The organism is Salinarimonas ramus (assembly GCF_014645695.1).
Lineage (GTDB): Bacteria > Pseudomonadota > Alphaproteobacteria > Rhizobiales > Beijerinckiaceae > Salinarimonas > Salinarimonas ramus.
In genome coordinates this window covers 290,463-314,650 of record NZ_BMMF01000003.1, presented here as the reverse complement: position 1 = coordinate 314,650, position 24,188 = coordinate 290,463, and the positions used below count along the sequence as shown (strand labels likewise).

Annotated in this window: 20 protein-coding genes; 13 read left to right on the top strand and 7 right to left on the bottom strand. The window is 70.8% G+C overall.

From position 1 onward, the window contains the following. Positions 1-74: 74 nt before the first annotated feature. Positions 75-2,438, bottom strand: coding sequence for a ribonuclease R (gene rnr / locus IEX89_RS06035; RefSeq protein WP_188910661.1), 2,364 nt, complete (start codon positions 2,436-2,438; stop codon positions 75-77). 193 nt (positions 2,439-2,631) lie between these two features. Between rnr and IEX89_RS06030 the strand changes: the two genes are divergently transcribed. Beyond that, positions 2,632-4,353, top strand: a complete 1,722-nt coding sequence (locus IEX89_RS06030) for an AMP-binding protein (RefSeq protein WP_188910659.1) — start codon at positions 2,632-2,634, stop codon at positions 4,351-4,353. 106 nt (positions 4,354-4,459) lie between these two features. On the opposite strand, the gene IEX89_RS06025 is transcribed toward IEX89_RS06030, so the two are convergent. The 5 genes from IEX89_RS06025 to IEX89_RS06005 form a co-directional block, all read right to left on the bottom strand. Then, complete coding sequence (locus IEX89_RS06025; RefSeq protein WP_210317583.1) at positions 4,460-5,170, bottom strand: helix-turn-helix domain-containing protein; 711 nt, start codon at positions 5,168-5,170, stop codon at positions 4,460-4,462. Positions 5,171-5,358: 188 nt separating this feature from the next. Continuing rightward, positions 5,359-5,697 carry a response regulator gene (locus IEX89_RS06020; protein ID WP_188910657.1) on the bottom strand — a complete coding sequence of 113 codons (339 nt, stop codon included), beginning with the start codon at positions 5,695-5,697 and terminating at the stop codon, positions 5,359-5,361. Positions 5,698-6,024: 327 nt separating this feature from the next. Beyond that, on the bottom strand, positions 6,025-6,645 hold the full coding sequence (locus IEX89_RS06015) for a response regulator transcription factor (RefSeq protein WP_188910655.1): 621 nt from the start codon (positions 6,643-6,645) through the stop codon (positions 6,025-6,027). Beyond that, on the bottom strand, positions 6,642-7,913 hold the full coding sequence (locus IEX89_RS06010) for a two-component system sensor histidine kinase NtrB (RefSeq protein ID WP_188910653.1): 1,272 nt from the start codon (positions 7,911-7,913) through the stop codon (positions 6,642-6,644). Before IEX89_RS06010 ends, IEX89_RS06015 begins: the two co-directional genes overlap by 4 nt. A gap of 136 nt (positions 7,914-8,049) precedes the next feature. Next, positions 8,050-9,225, bottom strand: a complete 1,176-nt coding sequence (locus IEX89_RS06005) for a pyridoxal phosphate-dependent aminotransferase (RefSeq protein WP_188910651.1) — start codon at positions 9,223-9,225, stop codon at positions 8,050-8,052. Positions 9,226-9,548: 323 nt separating this feature from the next. On the opposite strand from IEX89_RS06005, the gene IEX89_RS06000 reads away from it, so the two are divergent. The 7 genes from IEX89_RS06000 to IEX89_RS05970 all read left to right on the top strand — a co-directional run bounded on the left by IEX89_RS06000 (position 9,549) and on the right by IEX89_RS05970 (position 17,369). Continuing rightward, positions 9,549-10,562, top strand: coding sequence for a thiamine pyrophosphate-dependent dehydrogenase E1 component subunit alpha (locus IEX89_RS06000; protein ID WP_188910649.1), 1,014 nt, complete (start codon positions 9,549-9,551; stop codon positions 10,560-10,562). After that, positions 10,563-11,555, top strand: coding sequence for an alpha-ketoacid dehydrogenase subunit beta (locus IEX89_RS05995; protein WP_188910647.1), 993 nt, complete (start codon positions 10,563-10,565; stop codon positions 11,553-11,555). 39 nt (positions 11,556-11,594) lie between these two features. After that, entirely contained in the window at positions 11,595-12,623 is a 1,029-nt protein-coding gene (locus IEX89_RS05990; protein WP_188910645.1) for a DctP family TRAP transporter solute-binding subunit, read from the top strand. 207 nt (positions 12,624-12,830) lie between these two features. Beyond that, a complete protein-coding gene (locus IEX89_RS05985) occupies positions 12,831-13,370 on the top strand; it encodes a TRAP transporter small permease (protein ID WP_188910643.1) in 540 nt (179 codons plus the stop codon). Further along, positions 13,370-14,668, top strand: a complete 1,299-nt coding sequence (locus tag IEX89_RS05980) for a TRAP transporter large permease (protein WP_188910641.1) — start codon at positions 13,370-13,372, stop codon at positions 14,666-14,668. The genes IEX89_RS05985 and IEX89_RS05980 overlap by 1 nt, the downstream gene beginning before the upstream one ends. Positions 14,669-14,845: 177 nt before the next feature. After that, positions 14,846-16,567 carry a thiamine pyrophosphate-binding protein gene (locus tag IEX89_RS05975; protein ID WP_188910639.1) on the top strand — a complete coding sequence of 574 codons (1,722 nt, stop codon included), beginning with the start codon at positions 14,846-14,848 and terminating at the stop codon, positions 16,565-16,567. Continuing rightward, on the top strand, positions 16,557-17,369 hold the full coding sequence (locus IEX89_RS05970; protein ID WP_188910637.1) for a hypothetical protein: 813 nt from the start codon (positions 16,557-16,559) through the stop codon (positions 17,367-17,369). The genes IEX89_RS05975 and IEX89_RS05970 overlap by 11 nt, the downstream gene beginning before the upstream one ends. Positions 17,370-17,390: 21 nt before the next feature. Here the strand turns inward: IEX89_RS05970 and IEX89_RS05965 are convergent, their stop codons facing one another. Further along, positions 17,391-18,359 (bottom strand): LysR substrate-binding domain-containing protein, encoded by a 969-nt coding sequence (locus tag IEX89_RS05965; RefSeq protein ID WP_188910635.1) that lies wholly within the window; start codon positions 18,357-18,359, stop codon positions 17,391-17,393. Between the two features lie 232 nt (positions 18,360-18,591). On the opposite strand from IEX89_RS05965, the gene IEX89_RS05960 reads away from it, so the two are divergent. The 5 genes from IEX89_RS05960 to proS all read left to right on the top strand — a co-directional run bounded on the left by IEX89_RS05960 (position 18,592) and on the right by proS (position 24,180). After that, positions 18,592-19,539 carry a DMT family transporter gene (locus IEX89_RS05960; protein WP_188910633.1) on the top strand — a complete coding sequence of 316 codons (948 nt, stop codon included), beginning with the start codon at positions 18,592-18,594 and terminating at the stop codon, positions 19,537-19,539. A gap of 160 nt (positions 19,540-19,699) precedes the next feature. After that, positions 19,700-20,152 (top strand): cupin domain-containing protein, encoded by a 453-nt coding sequence (locus IEX89_RS05955; RefSeq protein ID WP_188910631.1) that lies wholly within the window; start codon positions 19,700-19,702, stop codon positions 20,150-20,152. A 29-nt stretch (positions 20,153-20,181) separates the two neighbouring features. After that, positions 20,182-21,702, top strand: a complete 1,521-nt coding sequence (locus tag IEX89_RS05950; RefSeq protein WP_188910629.1) for an acyl CoA:acetate/3-ketoacid CoA transferase — start codon at positions 20,182-20,184, stop codon at positions 21,700-21,702. Positions 21,703-21,886: 184 nt separating this feature from the next. Continuing rightward, positions 21,887-22,477 carry an FAD/NAD(P)-binding protein gene (locus IEX89_RS05945; RefSeq protein WP_188910627.1) on the top strand — a complete coding sequence of 197 codons (591 nt, stop codon included), beginning with the start codon at positions 21,887-21,889 and terminating at the stop codon, positions 22,475-22,477. Between the two features lie 377 nt (positions 22,478-22,854). Continuing rightward, positions 22,855-24,180, top strand: coding sequence for a proline--tRNA ligase (gene proS, locus IEX89_RS05940; RefSeq protein WP_188910625.1), 1,326 nt, complete (start codon positions 22,855-22,857; stop codon positions 24,178-24,180). Positions 24,181-24,188: the final 8 nt, after the last annotated feature.

Sequence of the window (24,188 nt, the reverse complement as noted above, 5' to 3'; positions counted from 1 at the left end):
GGCCCGCGGAACTCCCGAAACGTCCCCACCGTCCGCGCAGAGCGCGGACTCCTCCCCTGCGGTGCCGCGCACGCTCACCGCTTGCGCTTCACCTTCACCTTGGTCGCCCCGCCTTTCGGGCGATCGCGGAACCCCTTCTGCTTGGGTCCCTTCGAGCGCCGCGGGCCGCCGTCGCGAAGGCCGCTGGCGCCGCGCCCGCGCGATCCGCCGCGCGGCGGCGTGCCGGCGCGGCCGTCCGAGAGCAGCTCGAAGCGCAGCGCGCCGGCGATGGGCGCGGCCTCGACGAGCTTCACCTCGACATTGTCGCCGAGGCGGAAGGTCTCGCCCGTGCGCTCGCCGACGAGGGCGTGGCTGCCCTCGTCGTAGCGGTAGAAGTCCGCGCCGATCGTGGCGGCGGGGACGAAGCCGTCGGCGCCGCTCTGGGCGAGCTTCACGAAGAGCCCCGCCTTGGTCACGCCGGAGATGCGGCCCATGAAGGTCTCGCCCACGTGCTCGGCCATGTGGTGGGCGATCAGGCGATCGATCGTCTCGCGCTCGGCCACCATGGCCCGGCGCTCGGCCGCCGAGATCTTCGCGGCGATCTCCGCGAGCGCCGCCCCGTCCATCTCCGCCGGCAGCCCGCCGGAGCCGAAGCCGTGGGCGCGGATCAGCGCGCGGTGGACGACGAGGTCGGCATACCGGCGGATCGGCGAGGTGAAATGCGCGTAGCGGCGCAGGTTGAGGCCGAAATGGCCGTAATTCTCGGCGGTGTACTCGGCCTGCGCCTGCGTGCGCAGGATCACCTCGTTGATGAAGGTCTCGTGCTCCATCCCGTCCACCGCCTTGAGGATGCGGTTGAAGAGCGTCGCGCGCACCGGCCCGGACTTGGGCAGCTTCATCGCGATGGAGGCGAGCACCTCGCCGAGCGCGTGCATCTTCTCGAGCGAGGGCTCGTCGTGGGCGCGGTAGACGAAGGGGACACGCGCCTTCTCGAGCGCCTCCGCCGCGGCGACGTTGGCGAGGATCATGAACTCCTCGATGAGCTTGTGCGCATCGAGCCGCTCGGGGGTGAGCACGCGGTCCACGGTGCCGTCGGGCTTGAGCAGGATCTTGCGCTCGGGGAGATCGAGGGCGAGCGGGTCGCGGGCCGTGCGCGCCGTCGAGACGCAGGCATAAGCCTCCCAGAGCGGGCGCAGCACGGGCTCGAGCAGCGGCCTCGTCGTCTCGTCGGGCGCGCCGTCGATCGCGGCCTGAGCCTGGGCGTAGGCGAGGCGTGCGGCCGAGCGCATCGCGATGCGGTGGAAGGAATGGCGCAGCTTGCGCCCGTCCTTGTCGACCGTGATGCGTACCGCGAGCGCCGGGCGATCCTCGTGCGGGCGCAGCGAGCACAGGTCGTTCGAGATGCACTCGGGCAGCATCGGCACGACGCGGTCGGGGAAGTAGACCGAGTTGCCGCGAACCGCCGCCTCGCGATCCATCGCCGTGCCGGGCCGCACGTAGGCGGCGACGTCGGCGATGGCGATGGTCAGCACGTGGCCTCCCGCATTGTGCGGATCGTCGTCGGGTCGCGCGTGGACGGCGTCGTCGTGGTCCTTGGCGTCGGGCGGGTCGATGGTGACGAGGGGCAGCGCGCGCCAATCCTCGCGCCCCTCGCTGTCGAGGCGCACCGGCTCGATGGCGGCCGCCTCGTCGAGGACGCCCTTGGGGAAGACGTGCGGGATGCCGTGGGCGACGAGCGCGATGAGGCTCACCGCTTTCTCGGACTTCACGGAGCCCAGCCGCTCGCGCACCTTGGCGGTGGGCACGATGGCGCGCGGGCTCGAGGTGAGCGTCGCCGAGACGAGATCACCCTCGCGCGCCTCGCCCTCGTCGCCGGGACGGATGGCGATCTCCTGGCCCTGGCCCTTCTTCTCGATGGAGACGAGGCGCCCGCCACCGTCGGGCAGCGGCCGGAAGATGCCGAGCACCTGGGCGCGGCTCTTCTCGAGCACCTTGATCACGCGCCCGGCATAAGGCGGTCCCTCGGGATCGCCGGTCTCCGCCACGCGCACGAGGACGCGGTCGGCGAGCCCCGGCGCCGGCTGGCCCGGGCGCGGCCGGCGCTGCGGCTCGATCAGGATCTTCGGCGCCGGCCCGAGCGTGTCCGCGTCCCATTCCGCAGGCGTCGCGATCAGCTCCCCGTCGGCGTCGCGGCCCACGATCTCCGCGAGCGTCACCGGCGGCAGCCCGCCGGCCTTGAACAGGCTCTTGCGCCGGCGATCGACGATGCCGTCCTCCTCGAGGTCCTTGATCAGCTGCTTGAGCCAGATCTTGTCGCCCCCCGCGATGCCGAAGGCGCGCGCGATCTCGCGCTTGCCCACCTTGCCCGGCTGGGAGCGGATGAAGGCGACGACGTCCTCGCGGGAGGGGAGGGCGCCGGGGGCGCCCGCGGCGTTCGTCGGGTCCGTGCGTCTAGGCAATCTATGATTTCCGTCGGATGCGTGCGATGATCGACGCCGCAAGGCGCCTAAGAACAGGTTCCTGCTGTATATAAACGACGATCTCCCGATTTTCGATGCGGCCGCTCGACAAATCGGACGGTTGTGGCACTAAAGAGCCGACGCCAAATTTAAAAGAAGCGGCCTAAAGGACCGCGCTTCGAGGAGGACGCCCGTGGCATCGAGCACCGCACCCCTTCCCCATTTCGACGAGGGTCGGCCCTGGCACGAACATTATCCGCCCGCGATCCCGCCGGCCATCGACGTGACCGCCGCCGGCACGCTGGTCGACCTGTTCCGGGACGGGGTGGCGCGGTTCTCCGGGCGCCCGGCGCTGGAGAGCTTCGGCAAGGAGATGAGCTATGCCGAGCTCGGCCGTGCCGCCGAGGCGGTCGCCGCCTGGCTGCAGGCGCGGGGCCTGAAGAAGGGCGATCGCGTCGCGATCATGATGCCCAACGTCATGGCCTATCCGTCGGTGCTCTTCGGCGTGCTGCTCGGCGGATATGCGGTGGTCAACGTCAATCCGCTCTACACCCCGCGCGAGCTCGCGCACCAGCTCGAGGATTCGGGCGCGAAGGCGCTCTTCGTGCTCGAGAATTTCGGCCACACCGTCCAGGAGGCGGCGCCCTCGCTCACCACGCTCGAGACGATCGTTCTCGTCGCGCCGGGCGATCTCCTCGGGCTCAAGGGGCACCTGATCAACTTCGTCTCGCGCAAGGTGAAGAAGGCGGTCAAGCCGTTCTCGCTGCCGCAGGCGGTGCGATTCGCGCAGGTGGTGAAGGAGGGGTCGCGTCGCCCGCTCGCGCCCGTGGACGTCTCCTTGGACGACGTCGCCTTCCTGCAATATACCGGCGGCACGACGGGCGTCGCCAAGGGCGCGACGCTGCTCCACCGCAACGTCGTCGCCAACGTGCTGCAGGCGGAGGCGTGGCTTCGCCCCTATGCCGGGGAGCGCGCGGACCACGTGATGGTCACGGCGCTGCCGCTCTACCACATCCTCGCGCTCACGGCCTGTGGGCTGTTCATGGTGCGGCTGGGCGCCAAGCAGATCCTCATCGCCAACCCGCGCGACATCGAGGGCTTCGTGAAGACGCTGAAGTCGCGGCGCTTCACCATGCTGGTTCTCGTCAACACGCTCTACAACGCGCTCGCCAACGCCAAGGGCATCGAGGAGGTGGACTTCTCCCACCTCTCCTTCTGCATCTCGGGGGGCATGGCGACGCAAGCCGCGGTCGCCAAGCGCTGGAAGGCGCTCACCGGCAAGCCCATCGTCGAGGGATACGGCCTGTCCGAGACCTCTCCCGTCGTGTGCGTGAACCGGCTCGACGTCGAGGAATTCACCGGCACGATCGGCATGCCGCTGCCCTCGACCGACGTGCAGGTCTGCTCGCCGGACGGCGAGGTGCTGCCCTACGGCCAGACGGGCGAGCTTTGCGTGAAGGGCCCGCAGGTGATGGCGGGCTACTGGAACCGCGCCGACGAGACCGCCAAGGTGATGACGCCCGGCGGCTTCTTCCGCACCGGCGACATCGCCGTGCTCCAGCCCGACGGGCAGGTGAAGATCGTCGACCGGATCAAGGACATGATCCTGGTCTCGGGCTTCAACGTCTATCCCAACGAGGTGGAGGACGTGCTCGCCGCCCATCCGAAGGTGCTCGAGGCCGCGGTCATCGGCGTGCCCGACGCCCATTCCGGCGAGGTGCCGGCGGCCTACGTCGTCAAGCGCGACGAGAGCCTGACGGCCGAGGAGCTGCGCGCCTTCTGCAAGGAGAACCTCACCGGCTACAAGGTACCGCGCCACATCCACTTCCGCGACGCGCTGCCGAAGACGAACGTCGGCAAGATGCTGCGCCGGGCGCTGCGCGACGAGGTGCTGGGCCCGCGCAAGGACGCGTGAGCCCGGCGGCTGACAGCTGCCGAGAAAACGAAAGGCCGCCTCGCGAGAGGCGGCCGGAAGGTGGGGACGGGCGCGGCGCGCTGTCCCTCGGGAGGAACGGGAATATTCAGTGCGAGCCGGTGAGCCGGCACAGGCGGCAGACGTCGCCGATGGCCACCGCGTCCTGCTTGTCGTAGGCGATGATGCCGGTGCGGCGCAGCGCCGAGAAGGCGCGGCTCACCGTTTCGATGGTGAGCCCGAGATAGTCCGCGATCTCCTGGCGCGTCATGGCGAGGTCCACGCGGGTGGCGCCCTCGCCGGGCTTGGGGCCGGCGCAGGCGAAGCCGCCGCGATCGGGCACGAGACGCATGATGAAGGTCGCCACGCGCTCCTGCGCCGACTTGCGGCCGAGCAGCAGGGCGTGGTCGTGCAGCGCGCACATCTGCTGGCGCAGCCGCGCGAAGAGCCGGTCGCGCAGGGCCGCGTCCGAATCGATGACGCGCTTGTCGTAGACCGCGACCCGCACCTGCGTCAGCGCCTCGGCGGCCACGTCCGACACGTCGGTCGCCGACAGGCCGAAGACGTCGCCGACGCCGAGCACCTCGATGATCTGCCGGCGCCCGTCGGGGAGGAGCTTGAACAGGATGACGCCGCCCTCGAGCACCTCGAAAACGGAGCTCGCCTTGTCGCCCTCCTCCAGGATGAGCGCGCGATGATGGTAGGAGAAGAGCTTCGCCCGCTCGGGCTTGTGCATCGCGGGCTCGGCGGAGAAGCGCAGGCTCCAGCCGGAATCGAACTTCGCGTTCGAGAAATCGGAGCGGTCGTGGCGCGCATCCATGTGACAGATCCTCGTCAGGGTGCCCGGGGGAACGGAGCGTCGTCTGTGGGGCGAGGATTAGAGCCGGGGCCTTATCTGCGCATCGGGACATGTGCTTAAGCACGATGCCGTGGGGAAGAGCCCGCATGCGGATTTCGCCGGATTCGAGAGCCGGTTCGCGCAAGGTTCCGCGCGATCCCTCGGGCTGATCACAGATAGGCGGCGATCGCGTCCGCTTCGAGGGGCTTGCGCAGGAGCGGCGTCGCCGGCAGCTCGCGCAGCATCATCTCGATGTCGCCGAGCGGCTTGCCCGAGATCGCGACCACGCGCGCGGCGCGCTTCTGCGCCGCGATCCAGCGGATCACGTCGGTGCCGGACATGCCAGGGAGGCCGAGGTCGACGAACACGATGTCTCCCGCCGCCGGCGGGCCCGCGCTGAGGAAGCTCTCCCCGTCCGCATAGGCGCGCGCGGCGAAGCCGAAGGCGGACACGAGCTCGATGAGCGAGTCGCGTACGCCGAAATCGTCTTCGACGATGTGGATTCTCACAACGGGCCTCGCGCCTTCGAGCGACAGTCTACGCGACCATTCGGTACGGCTACCCGCATCATGTCGAAATCGCCTCGATCGGGTTCAAGTAAGCAGTTTTCCGTCGCGGCAGCGGGCGAAGGCGGGGGATACGAGGCGACTATGGCGGAGGCGCGCGGGCGGGCTCAAGCGCGCACAAGCACGTATCAGCGCTCTCCCGTAGAGGAAGCTACGTGCGACGGGCCCTGCGCGCGATGCCGCGCGCGACGAGGCGATCGGCGCGGGTGCGCCGTTTCGGGACGGCTCGCGGCGGTGCCGCAGCCCTGGTCGCGGTGTCGAGGAGGGGGCTCAGGCTCCTCCGGCGCCGTCCGTGAAGACGATGCGCACGAGGTCGGCGGTGTTGCGCGCGCCGAGCTTCTCCATGATGCGGGCGCGGTGGACCTCGATGGTGCGCGGCGAGATGCCGAGCTCGCGCCCCGCTTCCTTGTTCGAGGCGCCGTGAGCGATCTGCTCCAGCACGTCGCGCTCGCGCGGCGTGAGGAGCTCGGCGCCGCTGAAGCGGATGCCGAGCTTCGAGCCGGCCTGCGCCGACTTGCGGCGCTTGGCGACGGCCTCGCGCACGCGCCCGATCACCTCCTCCGCCTCGAAGGGCTTCTCGAGGAAGTCGTGCGCGCCCGCCTTGATGGCGTTGACCGCCATCGGGATGTCGCCCTGTCCGGAGATGATGAAGATCGGCGCGCCGTAGGAATGGCCGCCGAGCGCCTCGAGCACCTCGAGCCCCGAGCGGCCGGGCATGTGCACGTCGAGGAGCAGGCAATCGACCTTGGTGCGCTTGGCGTCGGCGAGGAACGCGTCGCCGTCGGCGAAGGAGCGCACGCGCCAGCCCTCGAGATCGAAGATCGTCACCAACGAATCGCGCACCGCCGGATCGTCGTCCACCACCGCGATCTCGAGTGTCTCGTCGCTCATGCTCTGCCCCATTCCTGTTCGCCGCGGCTCGTCTCGGCCGCATCCTCCCCGGCCCGCTCGTCCTCGGGCGCGCGAAGGGGCAGGCGCACCACGAAGCGTGCGCCGCGCCCGTCCCCGCCGGGATCCACCGACAGGTCACCGCCGTGATTCTGCGCGATGGTGCGCGAGATGGCGAGGCCGAGCCCCATCCCGCTGCTCTTGCCGCCGCCGGCGCCGCCGCCGGTGGTCTTGAAGGCCTTGAACAGGTCGGTGAGCACCTCGCGCGGGATGCCCGGGCCGCTGTCCTCGACGGAGACGAGGAGGTGGCGGTCGTCGAGGCTCGTCGAGACGACGATCCTGCCGCCGCGGCGCCCCTTCACCGCCTCGTAGGCGTTGCGCACCAGGTTGACGACCACCTGCTGGATCTGGACCGGGTCGACCCGCAGCGGCGGCAGGCCGGCCTGGTAGTCGCGCACCAGCGCGACGTTGCGGTCCTGGCCGATGACGGTGAGCTCCAGCGCGTCGTCGACGATGGCGTTGAGATCCACGGGCTTGCGCTCGGGCGCGCGCTTCTCGACCAGCGAGCGGATGCGCTGGATGATGGAGCCGGCGCGATGCGCTTCGCGCCGGGCCTTCTCCAGGATGGCGTCGGCCCGCGCGTCGGCCTCCCGGGTGTGGCCCATCTCCTTGGCGCGGGCGAACTCGCGGCCCACCGCCTGGAGGTAGAGCATGATGGCGGTCAGCGGCTGGTTCAGCTCGTGAGCGAGAGCCGATCCCATCTCGTCGAGCGCCGAGACGCGCGCGAGGCGGATGAGGTCGGATTGGAGGTCGTTCAGCCGCCGTTCCGCGTCCTTGCGGGAGGTGAGGTCGCGCAGGATGCCGACGAACTGGCGTCCGTCCGGCGTCTGCGCCTCGCCCACGGAGAGGTCGATGGGGAACATCGTCCCGTCGCGGTGGCGTGCGCGCACCTCGCGGCCGATGCCGATGATCTTGCGGTGGCCCGTGCGCATGTAGCGCTGGACGTAGGCGTCGTGATCGCCGGAATGCTCCGGTGGCATCAGCATGGCGACGTTGCGGCCCACCACCTCCTCGGCGGCGTAGCCGAACATCCGCTCGCAGGCGCGGTTGAAGATCATCACCCGCGCCCGCTCGTCGATGACGATGATCCCGTCGACGGCGGTGTTGAGGATGCTCGCCCAGCGCGCATCGGAGGTGGACCCGAGCACGGGAGGCGTGCCGGCCGGTATGCCGGGGCGCCCGTCGCCGTCGCCGGTCGTGCTCTCGTCCATGGCGTCCCCCGCCGAGCCGTTGGAGCGCTCGGTGTATTCACTAGGGTGAAGGTAACGCCGCTTGCGACCGGGATGCAAGACAAACCTCCGGAAGACTGCGTATTGCATGCCACCGGAGATGGGTTCTCTGCGGCCCTCAGCCGCGCAGGACGGGCACGAGCCGCCCCATGGCCGCGACGAGGTCCTCGTCCTTGCGTGCGAAGCACAGCCGCATGCCGTCCTCGCCCCCCGATCCGAAGGCGCTTCCCGGCGCGAGACCCACGTTCGCCTCGTCGACGAGGCGCCGCGCGAGCGCCCGCGAATCGGCGCCGGGCACCCCGAAGAAGGCGTAGAAGGCGCCGGGCGGCGGCGCGAAGCGCACGGCGTTCAGGGGCGCCAGCGCCTGCGAGACGATCTCGCGCCCGCGCCGTGCCCGCGCGATCTGATGCGCGACGAAGCCCTCCCCGTGCTCGAGCGCCGCGATCGCCGCGCGCTGCACGAAGACCGGCGAGCCGGAGGAGGAATACTGGACGAGGTTCTCGATCGTCTGCCCGAGCTCGGGGGACGCCTCGAGCCAGCCCACGCGCCAGCCGGTCATGGCGTAGTTCTTCGACAGCGTCTGCACGAAGAGCACGCGATCGCCCTCGCGCATCACGTCGTGGAAGGAGGCCGCGCGGCCCCCCACCGCCACGCGCTCTTCCCAGACGAAGCGCTGGTAGATCTCGTCGGAGACGATCCACAGGTCCCGTGCGCGGGCGATCTCGAGGATCGCCGCGAGCTCCTCGCGCGTCGCCGTCCAGCCCGTGGGATTTGCGGGCGAGTTGATCACGATCGCCTTCGTGCGCGGGCCGATCGCCGCCTCCAGGCGGGCGAGGTCGAGGGCGAAGCCCGTGTCGCTCGGCGTCATCGCGACCTCGACGATGCCGGCCCCGCTGGCGGTGAGCGCGCCGCGGAAATTGGGCCAGGCCGGGGTGGGCACGATCACCTCGTCGCCCGTCCCGGCGACGAGCCGCATGGCGATCTGCACGGCGTGCATGCCCCCCGTCGTCACGAAGAAGCGCTCGGGGGAGAGATCCTTCCCGAGCAGCGCGCTCTGGCGCTTCGCGATGGCGGCGCGCAGCTCGGGGATGCCGCGCTGGTAGGTGTAGAAGGTCTCGCCCGCCGCGAGCGCGCGCGTCGCCGCCTCCGCGATGAAGGCGGGCGTGGCGAGGTCGCCCTCGCCGACCCAGAGCGGGATCAGCCCCTCGCGGGTGCGGCCGTAATTGACGGTGTCGACGATGCCGCTCGTGGGCGCGGCCGCGGCTTCGGGGCGGATCGGGTAGGTGTCGGTCATCGAGGGCTCGTGTCGCGAAGGTTCTTCCGGTTCGTGGGCGGGACCATAGGAGGAACGGCGCGCCGCGTCGCCGCGAAAGATCGCGCGCGGGGTCTTCGTGCATCGCATGGCGCATCCCAGGGCTTCCCGAGCGGAAATGCGCAGGCGGGACTCCCCCTTGCCGCGCTCGCGAAAACGGGTCTAGTCTCGTCGTCAAACGCCCGTGAGAGGCGATCCGGAGCGCAAATCGCTCCGATACGAGGGAGGAACGGCATGACCGGGGCGACGGGCGCCATCGGGCCGGGGACGCGTGCGCGGCCGGCAGCGGCGTCGGGGCGGGTGGCATGAACGGGCCGGCCGACGGCGGCCCGCCGCCCAATCTCGATCGCGAGCGGCTCCTCCACCATCTCGATACGATGTGGCGCATCCGCGCCTTCGAGGAGGCGGCCCTGCGCGGCCTCGCCGACGGGCACGTTCGCGGCGCGATCCATCCATCGATCGGCCAGGAGGCGGTGGCCACCGCCGTGTGCCTCAACCTCGCACGCGCCGATCTCCTGCTCTCCACCCATCGCGGCCACGGCCACACGCTCGCCAAGGGCGCGGATGCGCAGGCGATGATGCGCGAGCTGTTCGGGCGCGAGGGCGGCACCTGCGGCGGCAAAGGCGGCTCCATGCACATCGCCGACTTCTCCGTGGGCATGCTCGGCGCCAATGGCGTCGTCTCGGCGAACATCCCCATCGCGGTGGGCGCCGCGCACGCGATCCGGCTTCGCGGCGGGACGGAGATCGTCGCCTGCCTGTTCGGCGACGGCGCCATCAATCGCGGGCCGTTCCTCGAAGGGCTGAACTGGGCGAAGATCTTCCACCTCCCCGTCCTGTTCGTGTGCGAGGACAATGGCTGGTCGGCGACGACGCGCACCGCCGATCTCACGGCGGGGGAGGGCGCCGCGGCGCGGGCGCAGAGCCTGGGCATCCCCGCGCAGATCCTCGACGGCAACGACGCCCTCGCCCTCGACGAGGCGGCACGTGCCGCCATCGACGACGTGCGGGCGGGGGAGGGGCCACGGCTCCTGCACGTGCGCACCTACCGCATCACCGGCCACACCGCGGCGGATGCCGCGCCCTATCGCGACGCCGCCGAGGTGGAGGCCTGGCGCGGGCGCGACCCGATCCGGCGCCTCGCCGACGCGCTCGCGCATGCCGGCGTCGATGCGGCGCGGCTCGAGGAGGCGCGCACTCGTGCCGAGGCCGAGATGGCGGACGTGCTGGCGAACGCCGCCGCCGCGCCCTGGCCGGCGCCGGAGGCGGCCTATGCCGACGTGCAGGACATCGGCGACCCCGCGGTGAGGGCCTTCTAGATGGCGATCACGACCTATCTCGCGGCCTCGACCCGCGCGCTCGCCGAGGAGATGGAGCGCGACCCCGCGGTCTGGGCGCTCGGCGAGGATCTCGGCCGCGGCGGCGTCTTCGGCCAGTACAAGGGCCTGCAGCAGCGCTTCGGCGCGGCGCGCATCGCCGACACGCCGATCTCGGAGGCCTGCATCATGGGCGCCGCCGTCGGCGCGGCGCTCGCGGGCACTCGGCCCGTGGTGGAGATGCGCTTCTCGGACTTCGCGCTGTGCGCGACGGACGAGCTGATCAACCAGGCGGCGAAGGCGCGCTTCATGTTCGGCGGACAGGCGAAGGTGCCCCTCGTCGCGCGCCAGCCCGTGGGCATGTGGCGCTCCTCCGCCGCCCAGCACTCGCAATCGCTCGAGGCCTGGTACGCCCACGTGCCGGGCCTCGTCGTGGTGGCGCCGGGCACGCCCGCGGACAATCTCGGCCTCCTCAAGAGCGCCATCCGCGCCGACGACCCGGTCGTCTATCTCGAGCACAAGGACCTCTGGGCCGCGGAAGGCGAGGTGCCGGACGCCGAGCACCTCGTGCCGATCGGCGTCGCCGACACCGCGCGGGAGGGGCGCGACCTGACGATCGTCACCTGGTCGGGCATGCGCCGGCGCTGCCTCGAGGCGGCGGGGACGCTCGCCGCGGAGGGGATCGAGGCGGAGGTGATCGACCTGCGCACGCTCTGGCCCTGGGATCGCGACCGCGTTCTCGCCTCCGTCGAGCGCACGCGCCGCCTCCTCGTCGTGCACGAGGCGGTGACGGTCGCGGGCTTCGGCGCCGAGATCGCGGCCTTCGTCGCCGAGCATCTGCACGCACGGCTCGCGGCGCCGGTCCGGCGCCTCGGCGCGCCGCGCATCCCCGTCGCCTACGCGCCGCCCCTCGAGGACATGGCGCGGGTGAGCCCCGAGGCGATCGTCGCCGCCGCGCGCGCCACGACCGCGCCGGCCGCCGCGATCGCATCGTGAGGAAAACGAGAGAAGAACACCAAGGGAGGACCTGAGGCCATGCGTATCTGGAAGCCGATCGCGGTCATCGCCGCCGCCGCCGCGCTCGTCCTGCCGCTCGCCGGCGGCGCGAGCGCGCAGGACTACAAGGACGAGTACCGCGTCTCGACGGTGGTGCCGCCGCCGTTCCCGTGGGGCATCGCCGCCCAGCGCTGGGCCGACCTCGTGGCCGAGCGCACGGACGGGCGCATCGTCATGAAGCTCTATCCGGGCGCCCAGCTCGTCCAGGGCGAGCAGACCCGCGAGTTCACGGCCATGCGCCGGGGCATCATCGACATGGCGGTGGGCTCGACCATCAACTGGTCGCCGCAGATCCCGGAGATGAACGTCTTCGCGCTGCCCTTCCTCATGCCGGACTACGCCGCCCTCGACGCCCTGACGCAGGGGCCCGTCGGCGAGCGCATCTTCGAGCTGATCGAGGAGAACGGCGTCGTGCCCCTCGCCTGGGCCGAGAACGGCTTTCGCGAGGTGACGAACTCCCAGCGCGCCATCCGGACGCCCGCCGACATGGAGGGGCTGAAGATGCGCGTGGTCGGCTCGCCGATCTTCAACGACATCTTCTCCGCGCTCGGCGCCAACCCGACGCAGATGTCCTGGGCCGACGCCCAGCCGGCGCTGACGACGGGCGCCGTCGACGGGCAGGAGAACCCGCTGACCATCTACACCGTGCTCAAGATGCACGAGCTCGGGCAGACGAACGTGACGCTCTGGCACTACGTCGCCGACCCGCTGATCTTCGCGGTCAACCAGGAGGTCTGGGACTCGTTCACCGCCGAGGACCAGGAGATCGTCCGCCAGGCCGCGCTCGACGCCGGCGCCCACGGTATCGAGGTCGCCCGCAAGGGTCTCACCGACGGTGACGAGAGCCTGATCTCCGAGATCGAGGGCTACGGCGTGAACGTGGTGCGCCTCTCGGACGAGGAGCGCCAGGCCTTCGTCGACGCCACCCGCCCGGTCTACGAGCAGTGGACGCAGACGATCGGCGCCGACCTCGTGAAGACGGCCGAGGAGTCCGTCGCCAACCGGTGACGCGAGAACGATCACGTGCGACGGCGCGGGTCGTCACCTCCCCGCAGGGGAGGTCGGCGGCTCGGCACGAGCCGACGGGTGGGGGCGAGCCCAGGGCTTCGCCTCCACCCCATCGCCCCCACCGGTCCGCTTCGCGGCCCACCTCCCCTGCGGGGAGGTATCGGCGTCGCGCTTGCCGCCAGCGCCTTCGAGCGACGACGAGCTTCCATGTCTCACGACGATCCCCTCACCGACGTGCGCGACACGACCCGTACCGAGGCGCCCGAAAACCTCGCGCCGCACGCGCGCGTGCCGGTGAAGATCGAGGAGGCGCTCGGCGCCGCCGCCATGGCGCTCATCGTGGCGATCTCGTTCGGGAACGTGGTGGTGCGCTACCTGACGAACGTCTCCTTCGCCTTCACGGAGGAGTTCTCGGTCTTCCTCCTCGTCTTCATGACCTTCGTGGGCGCGTCGGCCGCCTTCGCGACGAACGAGCACATCCGCATCACCTTCTTCCTCGAGCTGATGGGCCCGCGCACGCGCCTCCTCGCCGAGGCCGCGACGCTTCTCGCGACGACGGCGATGTTCGCGCTCATCGTCTATTACGGCGCGCAGGTGACCTGGGACGAATGGTACTGGGAGGAGACCTCGCCGGGCCTCGGCTACCCGGCCTGGATCTACACGGTCTGGCTCCCGCTCCTGTCGCTCGCCATCCTCGGGCGCGTGATCGGGCGGGCGATCGCGGTCTTCCGGGGGCGGGTGCGCTGATGGATCCCAACCTGATCCTGCTCCTCGCCTTCGCTGTCCTGCTCGTCGTCGGCACGCCCATCGCGGTGGCGCTCGGCGTCGCCGGCGCCATCGGCATCGTCGTCGGCCTCGACCTCACCGCGCTGGCGATGGTGGGGACGAACACCTACAACGCGGTGGCGAAATACCCGCTCATCGCCATCCCGCTCTTCATCCTCACGGGCATGGTGTTCGAGCGCTCGGGCGTCGCGACGCGCCTCGTCGTCTTCGCGCAGGCGATCGTCGGCCCGCGGCGGGGCGGGCTCGCGCTCGTCGCGATCCTGGTCTGCCTGATCATGGGCGGCATGTCCGGCTCCGGCGTCGCCGACGCCGCGGCGGTGGCCACCGTGATGGTGCCCTCCATGCTGAAGGCGGGCTACCCGAAGCCCTTCTCGGCCTCCGTCATCGCGGCCTCCGCCGCGACCGCGATCCTGATCCCGCCCTCCATCGCGCTCATCGTCTACGCCATCATGGTGCCGGGCGTGGACCTGCGCGCGCTCTTCGCGGCGGGGCTCTTTCCCGGGCTCCTGGTCGGCCTCGCCATCGCCGTGCCCACCATGATCCTGTCGCGAAAGCACGATTTCGGCGCGAACGAAGGCTTCGCCCGCCCGCCGTTCTGGGAGAGCCTCTATCGCGCGCTGCCCGGCCTGATGGCGCCCGTCATCATCCTCGGCGGCCTGCGCTCGGGCCTGTTCACGCCCACGGAGACGGCGGTCGTCGCCGCCGTCTACGGCCTCCTCGTCGGCACGCTGTTCTACCGCACGATGGGCGTCGCGGAGGTGTATCGCTGCTTCGTCGACGCGGCGAAGATCTCGGGCGTGCTGATGCTCATCATCTCGCTCGCGGGCCTCTTCGCCTGGGCCGGCTCGACCATGGGCGCCTTCCGCGCGGCGGCGGACCTGATCATCGCGCTCTCGGCCTCCGAATGGGTGACGCTCGCCGTGGTCATGGCGCTCCTGCTCTTGGCCGGCATGGTGCTCGACGGCGTGTCGATCTTCCTCATCACCCTGCCGCTGCTCGTGCCGGTGATGCAGACCTTCGGCTGGTCCCAGGTCTGGTTCGGCGTCGTCATGGCGATCAACATCGCCATCGGCCAGGTGACGCCCCCCGTCGCGGTGAACCTCATGGTGACGGCCAAGGTCGCCAACGTGCCCATGGAGACGACCTTCCGCTGGGTGTTCTGGCTCGTCGGCGCCATGGTGGTCGCGCTCGTGCTGGTGATCGCCTTCCCCGAGATCGCGCTGTGGCTGCCGCGCGTGCTCGGGTATCGGGTGACGTGAGCTCCCCTTTCCCGTGAGGGAGAGGGGTCGGGGGTGAGGGAATGCCGTCTGCGGGAGAGGCTCGACCTCGCCCGCTGCAGTCCGCTTCGGAGCTTCGACTCGATGCCGGACACCCTCACCCACGGCCCCTCTCCCATCCGGGAGAGGGGAGAACGGTTGAGAGAAGGAAAGGCCGAGATGACCAACGAGATGACCGGCGGCGAGGTGCTCGCGCGGATGCTGCAGGCGCACGGGGCGGGGCCGATCTTCGGGATGGGGGGCTTCCAGCTCCTGCCCTTCTACGACGCCTGCCGGCGGCTCGGGCTGTCGCATTCGCTCATCAACGACGAGCGCTGCGGCGCCTTCGCGGCGGACGCCTACGCCAAGGTGTCGGGGCGCGTCGGCCTCGTCGACGCGACGCTGGGGCCGGGCGCGACGAACCTCGTCACGGGGCTGGTCGAGGCGCTCAACGCCGGCTCGCCCATCGTCGCCATCGTGGGCGACACGCACCGCGCCCATTCCTGGAAGAACATGACGCAGGAGGCGCATCAGGCCGAGATCCTGCGCCCGGCGGTGAAGGAGGTCATCCGCGTCGAGGTGACGGCGCGCCTGCCCGAGCTCGTGCGCCGCGCCTTCGCGGTCGCGACCACGGGCCGGCCGGGACCGGTGGCGCTGATCGTGCCCGAGGACGTGTGCCACGACACGATCGCGCTCGATCCCGAGAGCCTGACCGCGAACGCCCGCTACCAGATGGCGCCGGCGCTGCGCGCGCGCCCGGACGCGCACGCGCTGGCCGAGGCCGCCGCGCTGCTCGCCGGGGCCGAGCGCCCGCTGATCCTGGCGGGAGGCGGCGTGCACATCTCGCGGGCCGCGCAGGCGCTCCAGACCTTCGCCGAGCGCTTCCAGATCCCCGTCGCGCACACGATGTCCGGCAAGGGCGCCGTCGCGTGCTCCTCGCCGCTCTCGGCGGGCCTGTTCGGCCGCTACGACCGCATCGCCAACGGCATGATCGCGGAGGCGGACGTGCTCCTCGCGGTGGGCTGCAAGCTCGGCGAGATCGCCACCAAGCGCTACACCGTGCCGCCGCCGGGCAAGACGCTGATCCATCTCGACATCGTCGCCGAGGAGATCGACCGCACCTATCCCGCCGCCGTGGCGTTGTGGGGCGACGCCAAGGCCGGTCTCAACGCGCTCAACGACGCGCTCGCCGGCAAGTCGCCGCCGGCCGCGCGCTCCGCCTGGAGCGACGAGGTCGTCACCCGCATGGCCGCCTGGCGCGAGAGCGCCCGCGAGCGGCTCGAGAGCGAGGAGGTGCCGGTCTCGATGGGCCGCCTGATCGGCGAGCTCAACCGGCTGCTGCCGGGCGACGCGATCCTCGTCGCCGACGGCGGCTTCGCGGCGCATTGGGGTGGGCTGCTGTTCGACCAGAGGCAAGCGGGGCGTGGCTTCCTGCCCGATCGCGGCTTCGCCTCCATCGGCTACGGGCTCCCCGGCGCCATGGGCGCGAAGCTCGCCGCGCCCGAGCGACCGGTGATGGCGATCACCGGCGACGGCGGCTTCAACATGGTGCTGGGCGAGCTCGAGACGGCGCGGCGCATGGGGCTCGCGGTGACGATCATCGTCGTCAACAACGCCGCTTCCGGCTACGTCAAGGCGCTCCAGCACCTGATGTACGGCGAGGGCGCCTACCAGTCCTCCGACCTCGCGGAGACGAACTACGCCCGCGTCGCCGAGGCCATGGGCTGCAGGGGCGTGCGCGTCGAGACGCCGGACGCGCTCGCGCCCGCGCTGAAGGAGGCGCTGGCGAACAAGGACGGACCCTTCGTCATCGACCTCGTCGTCACCCGCGATCCGGCAAAGATGCTGCCGGCCGCCGACAGCCGCGCGGTGCAGGTGAAGAAGGGCGACCGTGTCGCCTGAGATCCGCCCCCCGGGGCCGCTCCTGGCCGACACGATCACCCGGCTGCCGGAGGGTGCCGCTGGCGCGGTCGTCGTCACGGGCTCGCACGGGGGCGTCTACGCGGCCTACGTCGCGCGGCGCGACGGCGTGCGGGCCGTGATTCTCAACGATGCCGGAGTCGGCAAGGACGATGCCGGCATCGGCGGGCTCGCCTGGCTCGACGCCGCCGGCATGGCGGCGGCGACGGTGGCGGCCGCCTCCGCCGACATCGGCGACGCCGCCGACATGGTCGCCCGGGGGATCGTCTCGCACGCGAATGCGCGCGCCGCCGCTCTCGGCGTACGGCCCGGGCAGGCCTGCGCCGAGGCCGCCGCCCTCCTGGAGGCGGCCGCGATGCCGGAGGCGCCCTTCGCGCCCCTCGACGAGACGCGCCGGGTCGAGACGCCGCCCGGCGCGCGCCGCCCGCTCGTCCTCGTCGACAGCGCCGCGCTCGTGAAGGCGGACGCGGATCGCGGCGCGGTGGTCGTGACGGGCTCGCACGGGGCTCTGTTCGGGGGCGATCCGAGGAACGCGCTCAAGGCGGATGCGGCGCTCGCCCTCTTCAACGACGCCGGCGGCGGCATCGGCACGACGCGGTTGCCGGCGCTCGAGACCCGCGGCATAGCCGCCGCGACCGTCGCGGCGTCGAGCGCGCGGATCGGCGATGCTCGCTCGACGCTGGAGGACGGGATCGTCTCCGCACTCAACGCCCGCGCGGCGGCGCTCGGCGGGCGCGTGGGGATGCGGGCGCGCGATCTCGTGGGGCTCGCGCTGCACGCGTGAAGCCGAGGCGCGTGAGCCGCCTCAATGGGCGAGGCCGATCGCCGCCGGCGCCGCGATGGTCACCGGTGCGGCGATCGCCGGCGGCTGCGGGATCGGTGCCGCCGGGCTCGAGCGGAAGGCGTCCCACAGCTCGACGACGAGCGCGTCGAGGCCCTGGGCCGAGCGCGGGCGCCAGCTCGGGCGCCGGCGTAGCGACACCGCGATGTCGGGAAGCGGCGGCAGGCCGGCGACGTCCGTCAGCGGGCGAATACCCGCATAGGCCTGGAAATTCGGCAGCACGGTCAGCCCGAGATTGACGCGCACGGCCGCGCGCAACGCCGAGAGATCCTCGCTCTCGTGCACGCAACGCCACGGCACCGCGTCGCGCTCCAGCGCCGCGACCGCGAGCTGGCGGATGCCGCAGGGTGCGCGGAAGAGCACGAGCGGCAGGTTCTCGTCGACGGCTGTGCGTCGGTTGTCGGTCTCGCTGGCCTCCGCGCCGAACCAGGCGAGCGGCGCCACCTGCAGGCGCGTCGTTCCCGGACCCTCCAGGGGCTCGCCCACGAGGAGCGCGAGATGGAGGCGCCCGTCGTCGACCTGCTCGGCCAGGGACTGGCTGCGGCCGACCTTCACCACGAGCTGGACGTTCGGATAGCGCTCGTGCACCGCCGCGATGACGAGGGGCAGCAGCGCCTCCGAGAAATGCTCGGGCATGCCGAGATTGACGATCTCGCGCGGCTCCTCCTCGACGAAGCGGCGATAGAGGTCGTCGTTGAGCTCGAGCATGCGTCGGGCGTAGCCGAGCAGCAGCTCGCCCTGCGCGGTGAGGACGAGGCTGCGCCCCTCGCGCCGGAAGAGCGGGCGCCCAAGCGTCTCCTCCAGCCGCTTCATCTGCTGGCTCATCGCAGGCTGCGTGATCGCGAGCGTGTCGGCGGCGCGGGCGAAGCCGCCCGTCTCGACCACCGCGACGAAGCTGCGCAGGAGCTGGGTGTCGATGTTGACCCGACGCATGGCGGCCGCCTCCGGACCGATTCAACGGAAGGTTTTTCCGTCACGCATGACACATGGTCGCAGGCACCGCGTCAACAATAGGGGAAAGCGCGTAGTCGGCTCGACGGGAAAACGATAAGCGCGAGGCATGTCACGAATAGGGAGAACTCGTTTTCGAATTCCTCGGCTCGGGCGCAGGCTCCACCCATCGAAAAACGGGAGACGAGCCGTGAAATCGCACGCGACACCAAGCATGGCCTCGATGCAGGCCTCCTCCTTGCCGATGATCTTCATCGTCCTTTGGAGCTCCGGCTACATCGGCGGCGCCATCGGCATCCTCTATGCCGAGCCCTTCACCATGACCTTCCTGCGCTTCGCGCTGGCGGGCCTCATCATGCTCGGCTTCGCCTTGGCGACCCGCACGCCGATGCCGTCGAACCTCAGCCAGCTCGGGCACATGGCCGTTGTGGGCTTCTTCATGCAGGCCCTGCAGTTCGGCGGCCTCTACGCCGGCATGAAGGCCGGCGTGCCCGCCGGGCAATCTGCCCTCATCGTCGGGCTCATGCCCGTCGTCGTCGGTCTCCTCGCCGGCCCGCTGCTGGGCGAGCGCGTGGGCTGGCGGCAGTGGATCGGGCTCGCGCTCGGCCTCCTCGGCGTCGTCTTCGTGCTCTACGAGAAGGTCGGCGTCGGCATGGCCGCGCTGGGCGGCTACGCCTATACGCTGGCCGCACTGTTCGGCATCACCGCCGGCACGCTCTACCAGAAGAAGTTCTGCGGCGGGTTCGACCTGCGCACCACCGGCTTCGTGCAGATGACGATCGGCGCGGTCGTCATGCTCGGCGCCGCCTGGTTCACCGAGAGCATGGTCATCGACTGGACGCCGACCTTCATCGCCTCCGTCGTGTGGCTCGCCGTGATGAATTCCATCGGCGCGCTCATGCTGCTCTACCTCATGATCCGCTGCGGCGAGGCGACCAAGGTCGCGAGCCTCTTCTTCCTGATCCCGCCGGTCACCCAGATCATGGCCTCCGCCATGCTCGGCGAGATCCCCACCCCGCTCGCTATGGTCGGCTTCGGCCTCGCCTCGCTCGGCGTGTGGCTCGCCAACCGGCCGATGCCGAAGGCTGCCGCGCCGAAGGTCGCCATGCCCACGCCCGAGCCCGACATGACGCCCGCCGTGGCGCCCCGCCCGGTCGCCTGAGGCGGACCCCGCCTCACGCTGCCCACCACGTGTCGAGCGTAAGGAGGCGCCCCGATCCCGGGGCTCCTCCACCCCGAACCCGATGATTCCATCCAGCCCATCGATGAGACCCCCGCAGGGCGCCGCAGCGCGTCCCGCGACATCCAGAAGGAGCATTCCCATGCGCGGTCCCCAGATCATCTCCGACGTCCTCTCCGGCGGCCTCGACCACCTCGTCTTCGAGACCTACGACCAGCCCGGCCGCGAAGGCGTCGAGATCCACCGCCTCTACGACACGACGGACACGGGCCCCGTCGGCCCCGCGGCGGCCATCGTCCGCTACCGTCCCGGCGCGAAGGTCCAGCGTCACATCCATCCCGGCTACGAGCTGATCTTCGTCATCGAGGGCGAGCTCATCAACGATGCCGGACGCCACCCGGCGGGTACCCTCGAGATCTGCCCGCCCGGCTCCAGCCACGCGCTCGGCTCGGAGAAGGGCTGCACCTTCCTCGTGATCTGGGAGCAGCCGGTGCTGCTCGCCAAGCACGCCGCGGAGAAGCATGCGGCCGAGAAGGAGGCCGCGGCGCGCACGCTGCCCGCCGTCGACACCAACGCGCTCGTCGCGGCGCACTGAAGCATCGAGCGAGAAGAGGGGGCGAGACCATGCGCATCGTGACCGCGACGCAAGCAGCCGGCCTCGTCCCCGACGGGGCGACGGTCATCCCCGGGGGCTTCGGGTGCTGCGGCAACCCGGAAGCCGTCCTCAAGGCGCTGGGCGCGCGCTTCCGCGCCGAGGGCCGGCCCCGGAACCTCACCCTGCTCTTCGCGGCGGGGCCGGGGGACCGGGGCGAGCGGGGCCTCAACCACCTCGCCCAGGAGGGCCTCGTCGCGCGCGCCATCGGCGGCTTCTGGGGCTTCGCTCCGAAGCTCGGCCGCCCGGCCGAGGCCGAGGCCATCGAGGCGCACAATTGGCCGCAGGGCGTGGTGAGCCATCTCTTCCGCGCCATGGCGGCGCGCCTTCCGGGCATCGCCTCGCGGGTCGGGCTCGAGACCTTCGTCGATCCGGACCAGGAAGGCGGGCGCATGAACGCTCGCGCCGAGCCGGGCCTCGTGCAGAAGACCCGCATGCAGGGGCGGCCCTATCTGCTCTATCCCGCGCTGAAGGCGGACGTCGCGATCATCCGCGGCACCCGCGCCGACGCCAACGGCAACATCTCCATGGACCGCGAGGTCTCCTTCCAGGACGCCCTCTCCCAGGCCCAGGCGGCGCACAATGCGGGCGGGATCGTCATCGCGCAGGTGGCGGAGCTGACGCGAGCCCGGCTCGACCCGCACGCGGTCTCCGTCCCCGGCTGCCTCGTCGACTACGTGGTCGTGGCCGAGCCCGAGGACCACATGCAGACCTGGGCGGAAGCCTTCAACCCGGCCTATGTCGGTGCGGATACGGCTGCGCCCGACGGCGAGCCGCCGCTCTCGCCCCTCGTGCGGCGCATCGTCTCCCGGCGCGCCGCGCGCGAGCTCGCGCACCATCCCGGCGCCATCGTCAATCTCGGGATCGGCATCCCGGCCGAGATCGGCCGCGCGGCCGAGCAGGCGGGCCTGCGCGACTTCACGCTGACGGTGGAATCCGGCCAGTTCGGCGGGGTGCCGGCCTCGGGGCTCTCCTTCGGCGCGGCGGCGAACCCGCAGGCGAAGATCGACCAGGCCGCGCTCTTCGATCTCTACGACGGCGGCGGCATCGACGTGGCCTTCCTCGGCTTCGCCGAAGCCGACAGCCGCGGCAACGTCAACGTCAGCCGCTTCCAAGGCCGCATGCCCGGCATCGGCGGCTTCGCCAACATCTCGGGCGCCGCCAAGCGCGTCGTCTTCTGCGGATCCCTCACCGCCGAGGGGCTCGACGTCGAGGCCGGCGGCGGCCGGTTGCGGGTGCGTGCGGAGGGGCGGACGCGCAAGCTCCTGCGGCGGCTCTCGACCATCAGCTTCAACGGCCCGCTCGCCGAGGCGGACGGGCGCCGCGTGACCTTCGTCACGGAGCGCGCGGTGTTCGAGCTCGTGCAGGGTTGCCTGCGGCTCACCGAGGTGGCACCGGGGATCGACGTCGGCCGCGACGTGGTCGAGCAGATCGAGGCCGGCATCGTCATCGGCGAAGAGCTGAAACCGATGGATGCGGATCTCTTCCACTGATCCGGCAGATTTCAAGCAACGTATAGTTAGGCAGAAGCGGTCGGCATCGCCGGCCGCTTCGCGCTTTTCCGGATAGAGGTCTGATTCCGTAGCGAAATGCCTACCGCTTATGAACGGAATAAGATCATCATCAGTTGTTTTACGTACCGCCTCGGGTTTCAATCCCTCGTCAACCAAGGAGGGTATGATGAAAGAATGCGTGATCGCCATCATCGGCGCCGGGGCGACGGCCGTGTCCTTGCTCCAGGCCCTCGTCGACGAGGCCAGAGCCGAGCCCCGCTGTCCGCGCCTCGTCGTCTACTTGATCGAGACCCGCCGCCTGCGCGGGCGCGGGCTCGCCTACGAGGACGACCTCGCGTCGAACCTCCTCAACACGCGCGCGGGCTTCATCACGCCCTTCCCGCAGCGGCCGGGCCACTTCTTCGCCTGGCTGCAGGCGAACGAGGCCGCCTGGCGTCACGAATTCCCCGGGCTCGTCGTCGAGGCGGACACGTTCGTGCCGCGCCCGCTCTTCGGGCTCTACCTCGAATGCATGATGGGCGAGCTCGCCGGCGAGCTCATGCGCATCGGCGGCACCCTCGTGCCCGTGACGGCGGAGGCGACCGATCTGGAGCCGACCCCCGAGGGCCGCGTCGTCGTGAGCACCGACACGGCGCTCGCCATCCGCGCGGACAGGGTCGTTCTTTCCTGCGGCAACCTGCAGGCCCGCGAGGAGGGCGGCTGCGCAGGCTGGGCCACAAAAGAAAAAAGCAAGGCTCTCGCCTTGCTCGTGTAGGATCTCTCGTTTTCGAGATTTTGGCCGGTCTCTGGCGAACCGCCGCCCGATGAGCTGTGTCGCCCGCGGGCTTGTGCCTCGTTTCCTCCCAGACTTAGGGCCGCACCCCTCGAACACGTCGAGAACGCGTGTCTTGGTGGACGCGTTGTAGCGCGTCGTTATCGCTTTGTCACGTCCTTGTGCACTCCCTGCTCGGACTTTTCGCAGATGGGTATTCCCGCGCCACCGGTCACGGAAGCGCCATCTCCCGTGCAAGGGCGCCCGAAAAGCGCCGGAAACCCTTGTCATCGGCGTCTCATCCGTATTGTGTGCGACACGCGCGTTCGCGTCGGTGGAGCCGGCCGCGAGCGCGCGAAGCGCCCACGCCCGAGGACGACATGCGTCTTTCCCGTTACTTCCTGCCCACCCTCAAGGAGACGCCCCGCGAGGCGGAGATCGTCTCCCACCGCCTGATGCTGCGCGCCGGCCTGATCCGCCAGCAATCCGCCGGGATCTTCTCCTGGCTGCCGATCGGCAAGCGCGTGCTCGACCGGATCAGCGCCGTCGTGCGCGAGGAGCAGGACCGCGCGGGCGCCGTCGAGATCCTGATGCCGACGATCCAGTCCGCCGACCTCTGGCGCGAGAGCGGGCGCTACGACGCCTACGGCGCGGAGATGCTGCGCATCAAGGATCGGCACGACCGGGACATGCTCTTCGGGCCGACGAACGAGGAGATGGTCACCGACATCTTCCGCTCGTACGTGCGCTCCTACAAGGACCTGCCGCTCAACCTCTACCATATCCAGTGGAAGTTCCGCGACGAGATCCGCCCGCGCTTCGGCACGATGCGCTCGCGCGAGTTTCTGATGAAGGACGCCTATTCCTTCGACCTCGACGAGGCCTCGGCGCGCCATGCCTACAATCGCATGTTCGTGGCCTACCTGCGTACCTTCGCGCGGCTCGGCCTGAAGTCGATCCCGATGCAGGCCGATACCGGGCCGATCGGCGGCAACCTCTCCCACGAGTTCATCATCCTCGCCGAGACCGGCGAGAGCGAGGTGTTCTGCCACGCGGACTATCTCGACTTCGACACGCCGCCGGCGGACACGAATTTCGAGGACGTCGCCGGGCTGCAGACCATCGTCGACCGCTGGACCTCGCTCTACGCCTCCACCGACGAGAAGCACGACGAGGCGGCATGGGCGCAGGTCCCCGCCGACAAGCAGGTCGCCGCGCGCGGCATCGAGGTCGGGCACATCTTCTATTTCGGCACGAAGTATTCCGAGCCGATGCGCGCCGTCGTCACCGGACCCGACGGGCGCGAGCATCCGGTCCACATGGGCTCCTACGGCGTCGGTCCCTCCCGTGTCGCCGCCGCCGCCATCGAGGCGGGCCACGACGAGGCGGGGATCGTCTGGCCCGACGAGATCGCGCCCTTCGACGTGGCGCTGCTCAGCCTCAAGGCGGGCGATTCCGCGGTCGATGCGGCTTGCGAGGGCCTCTACCGCGATCTCCAGGCGGCGGGGCTCACCGTGCTCTACGACGACACGGACGATCGCCCGGGCGCGAAGTTCGCGGCCGCCGACCTCATCGGCCTGCCGTGGCAGGTGATCGTGGGGCCGAAAAGCCTCGCGGAGGGCAAGGTCGAGCTCAAGCGCCGGCGCACCGGCGAGCGCGAGCTCCTCGCGATCGCGGACGTGATCCCGCGGCTGACGGGACGTTGAGAACGGAG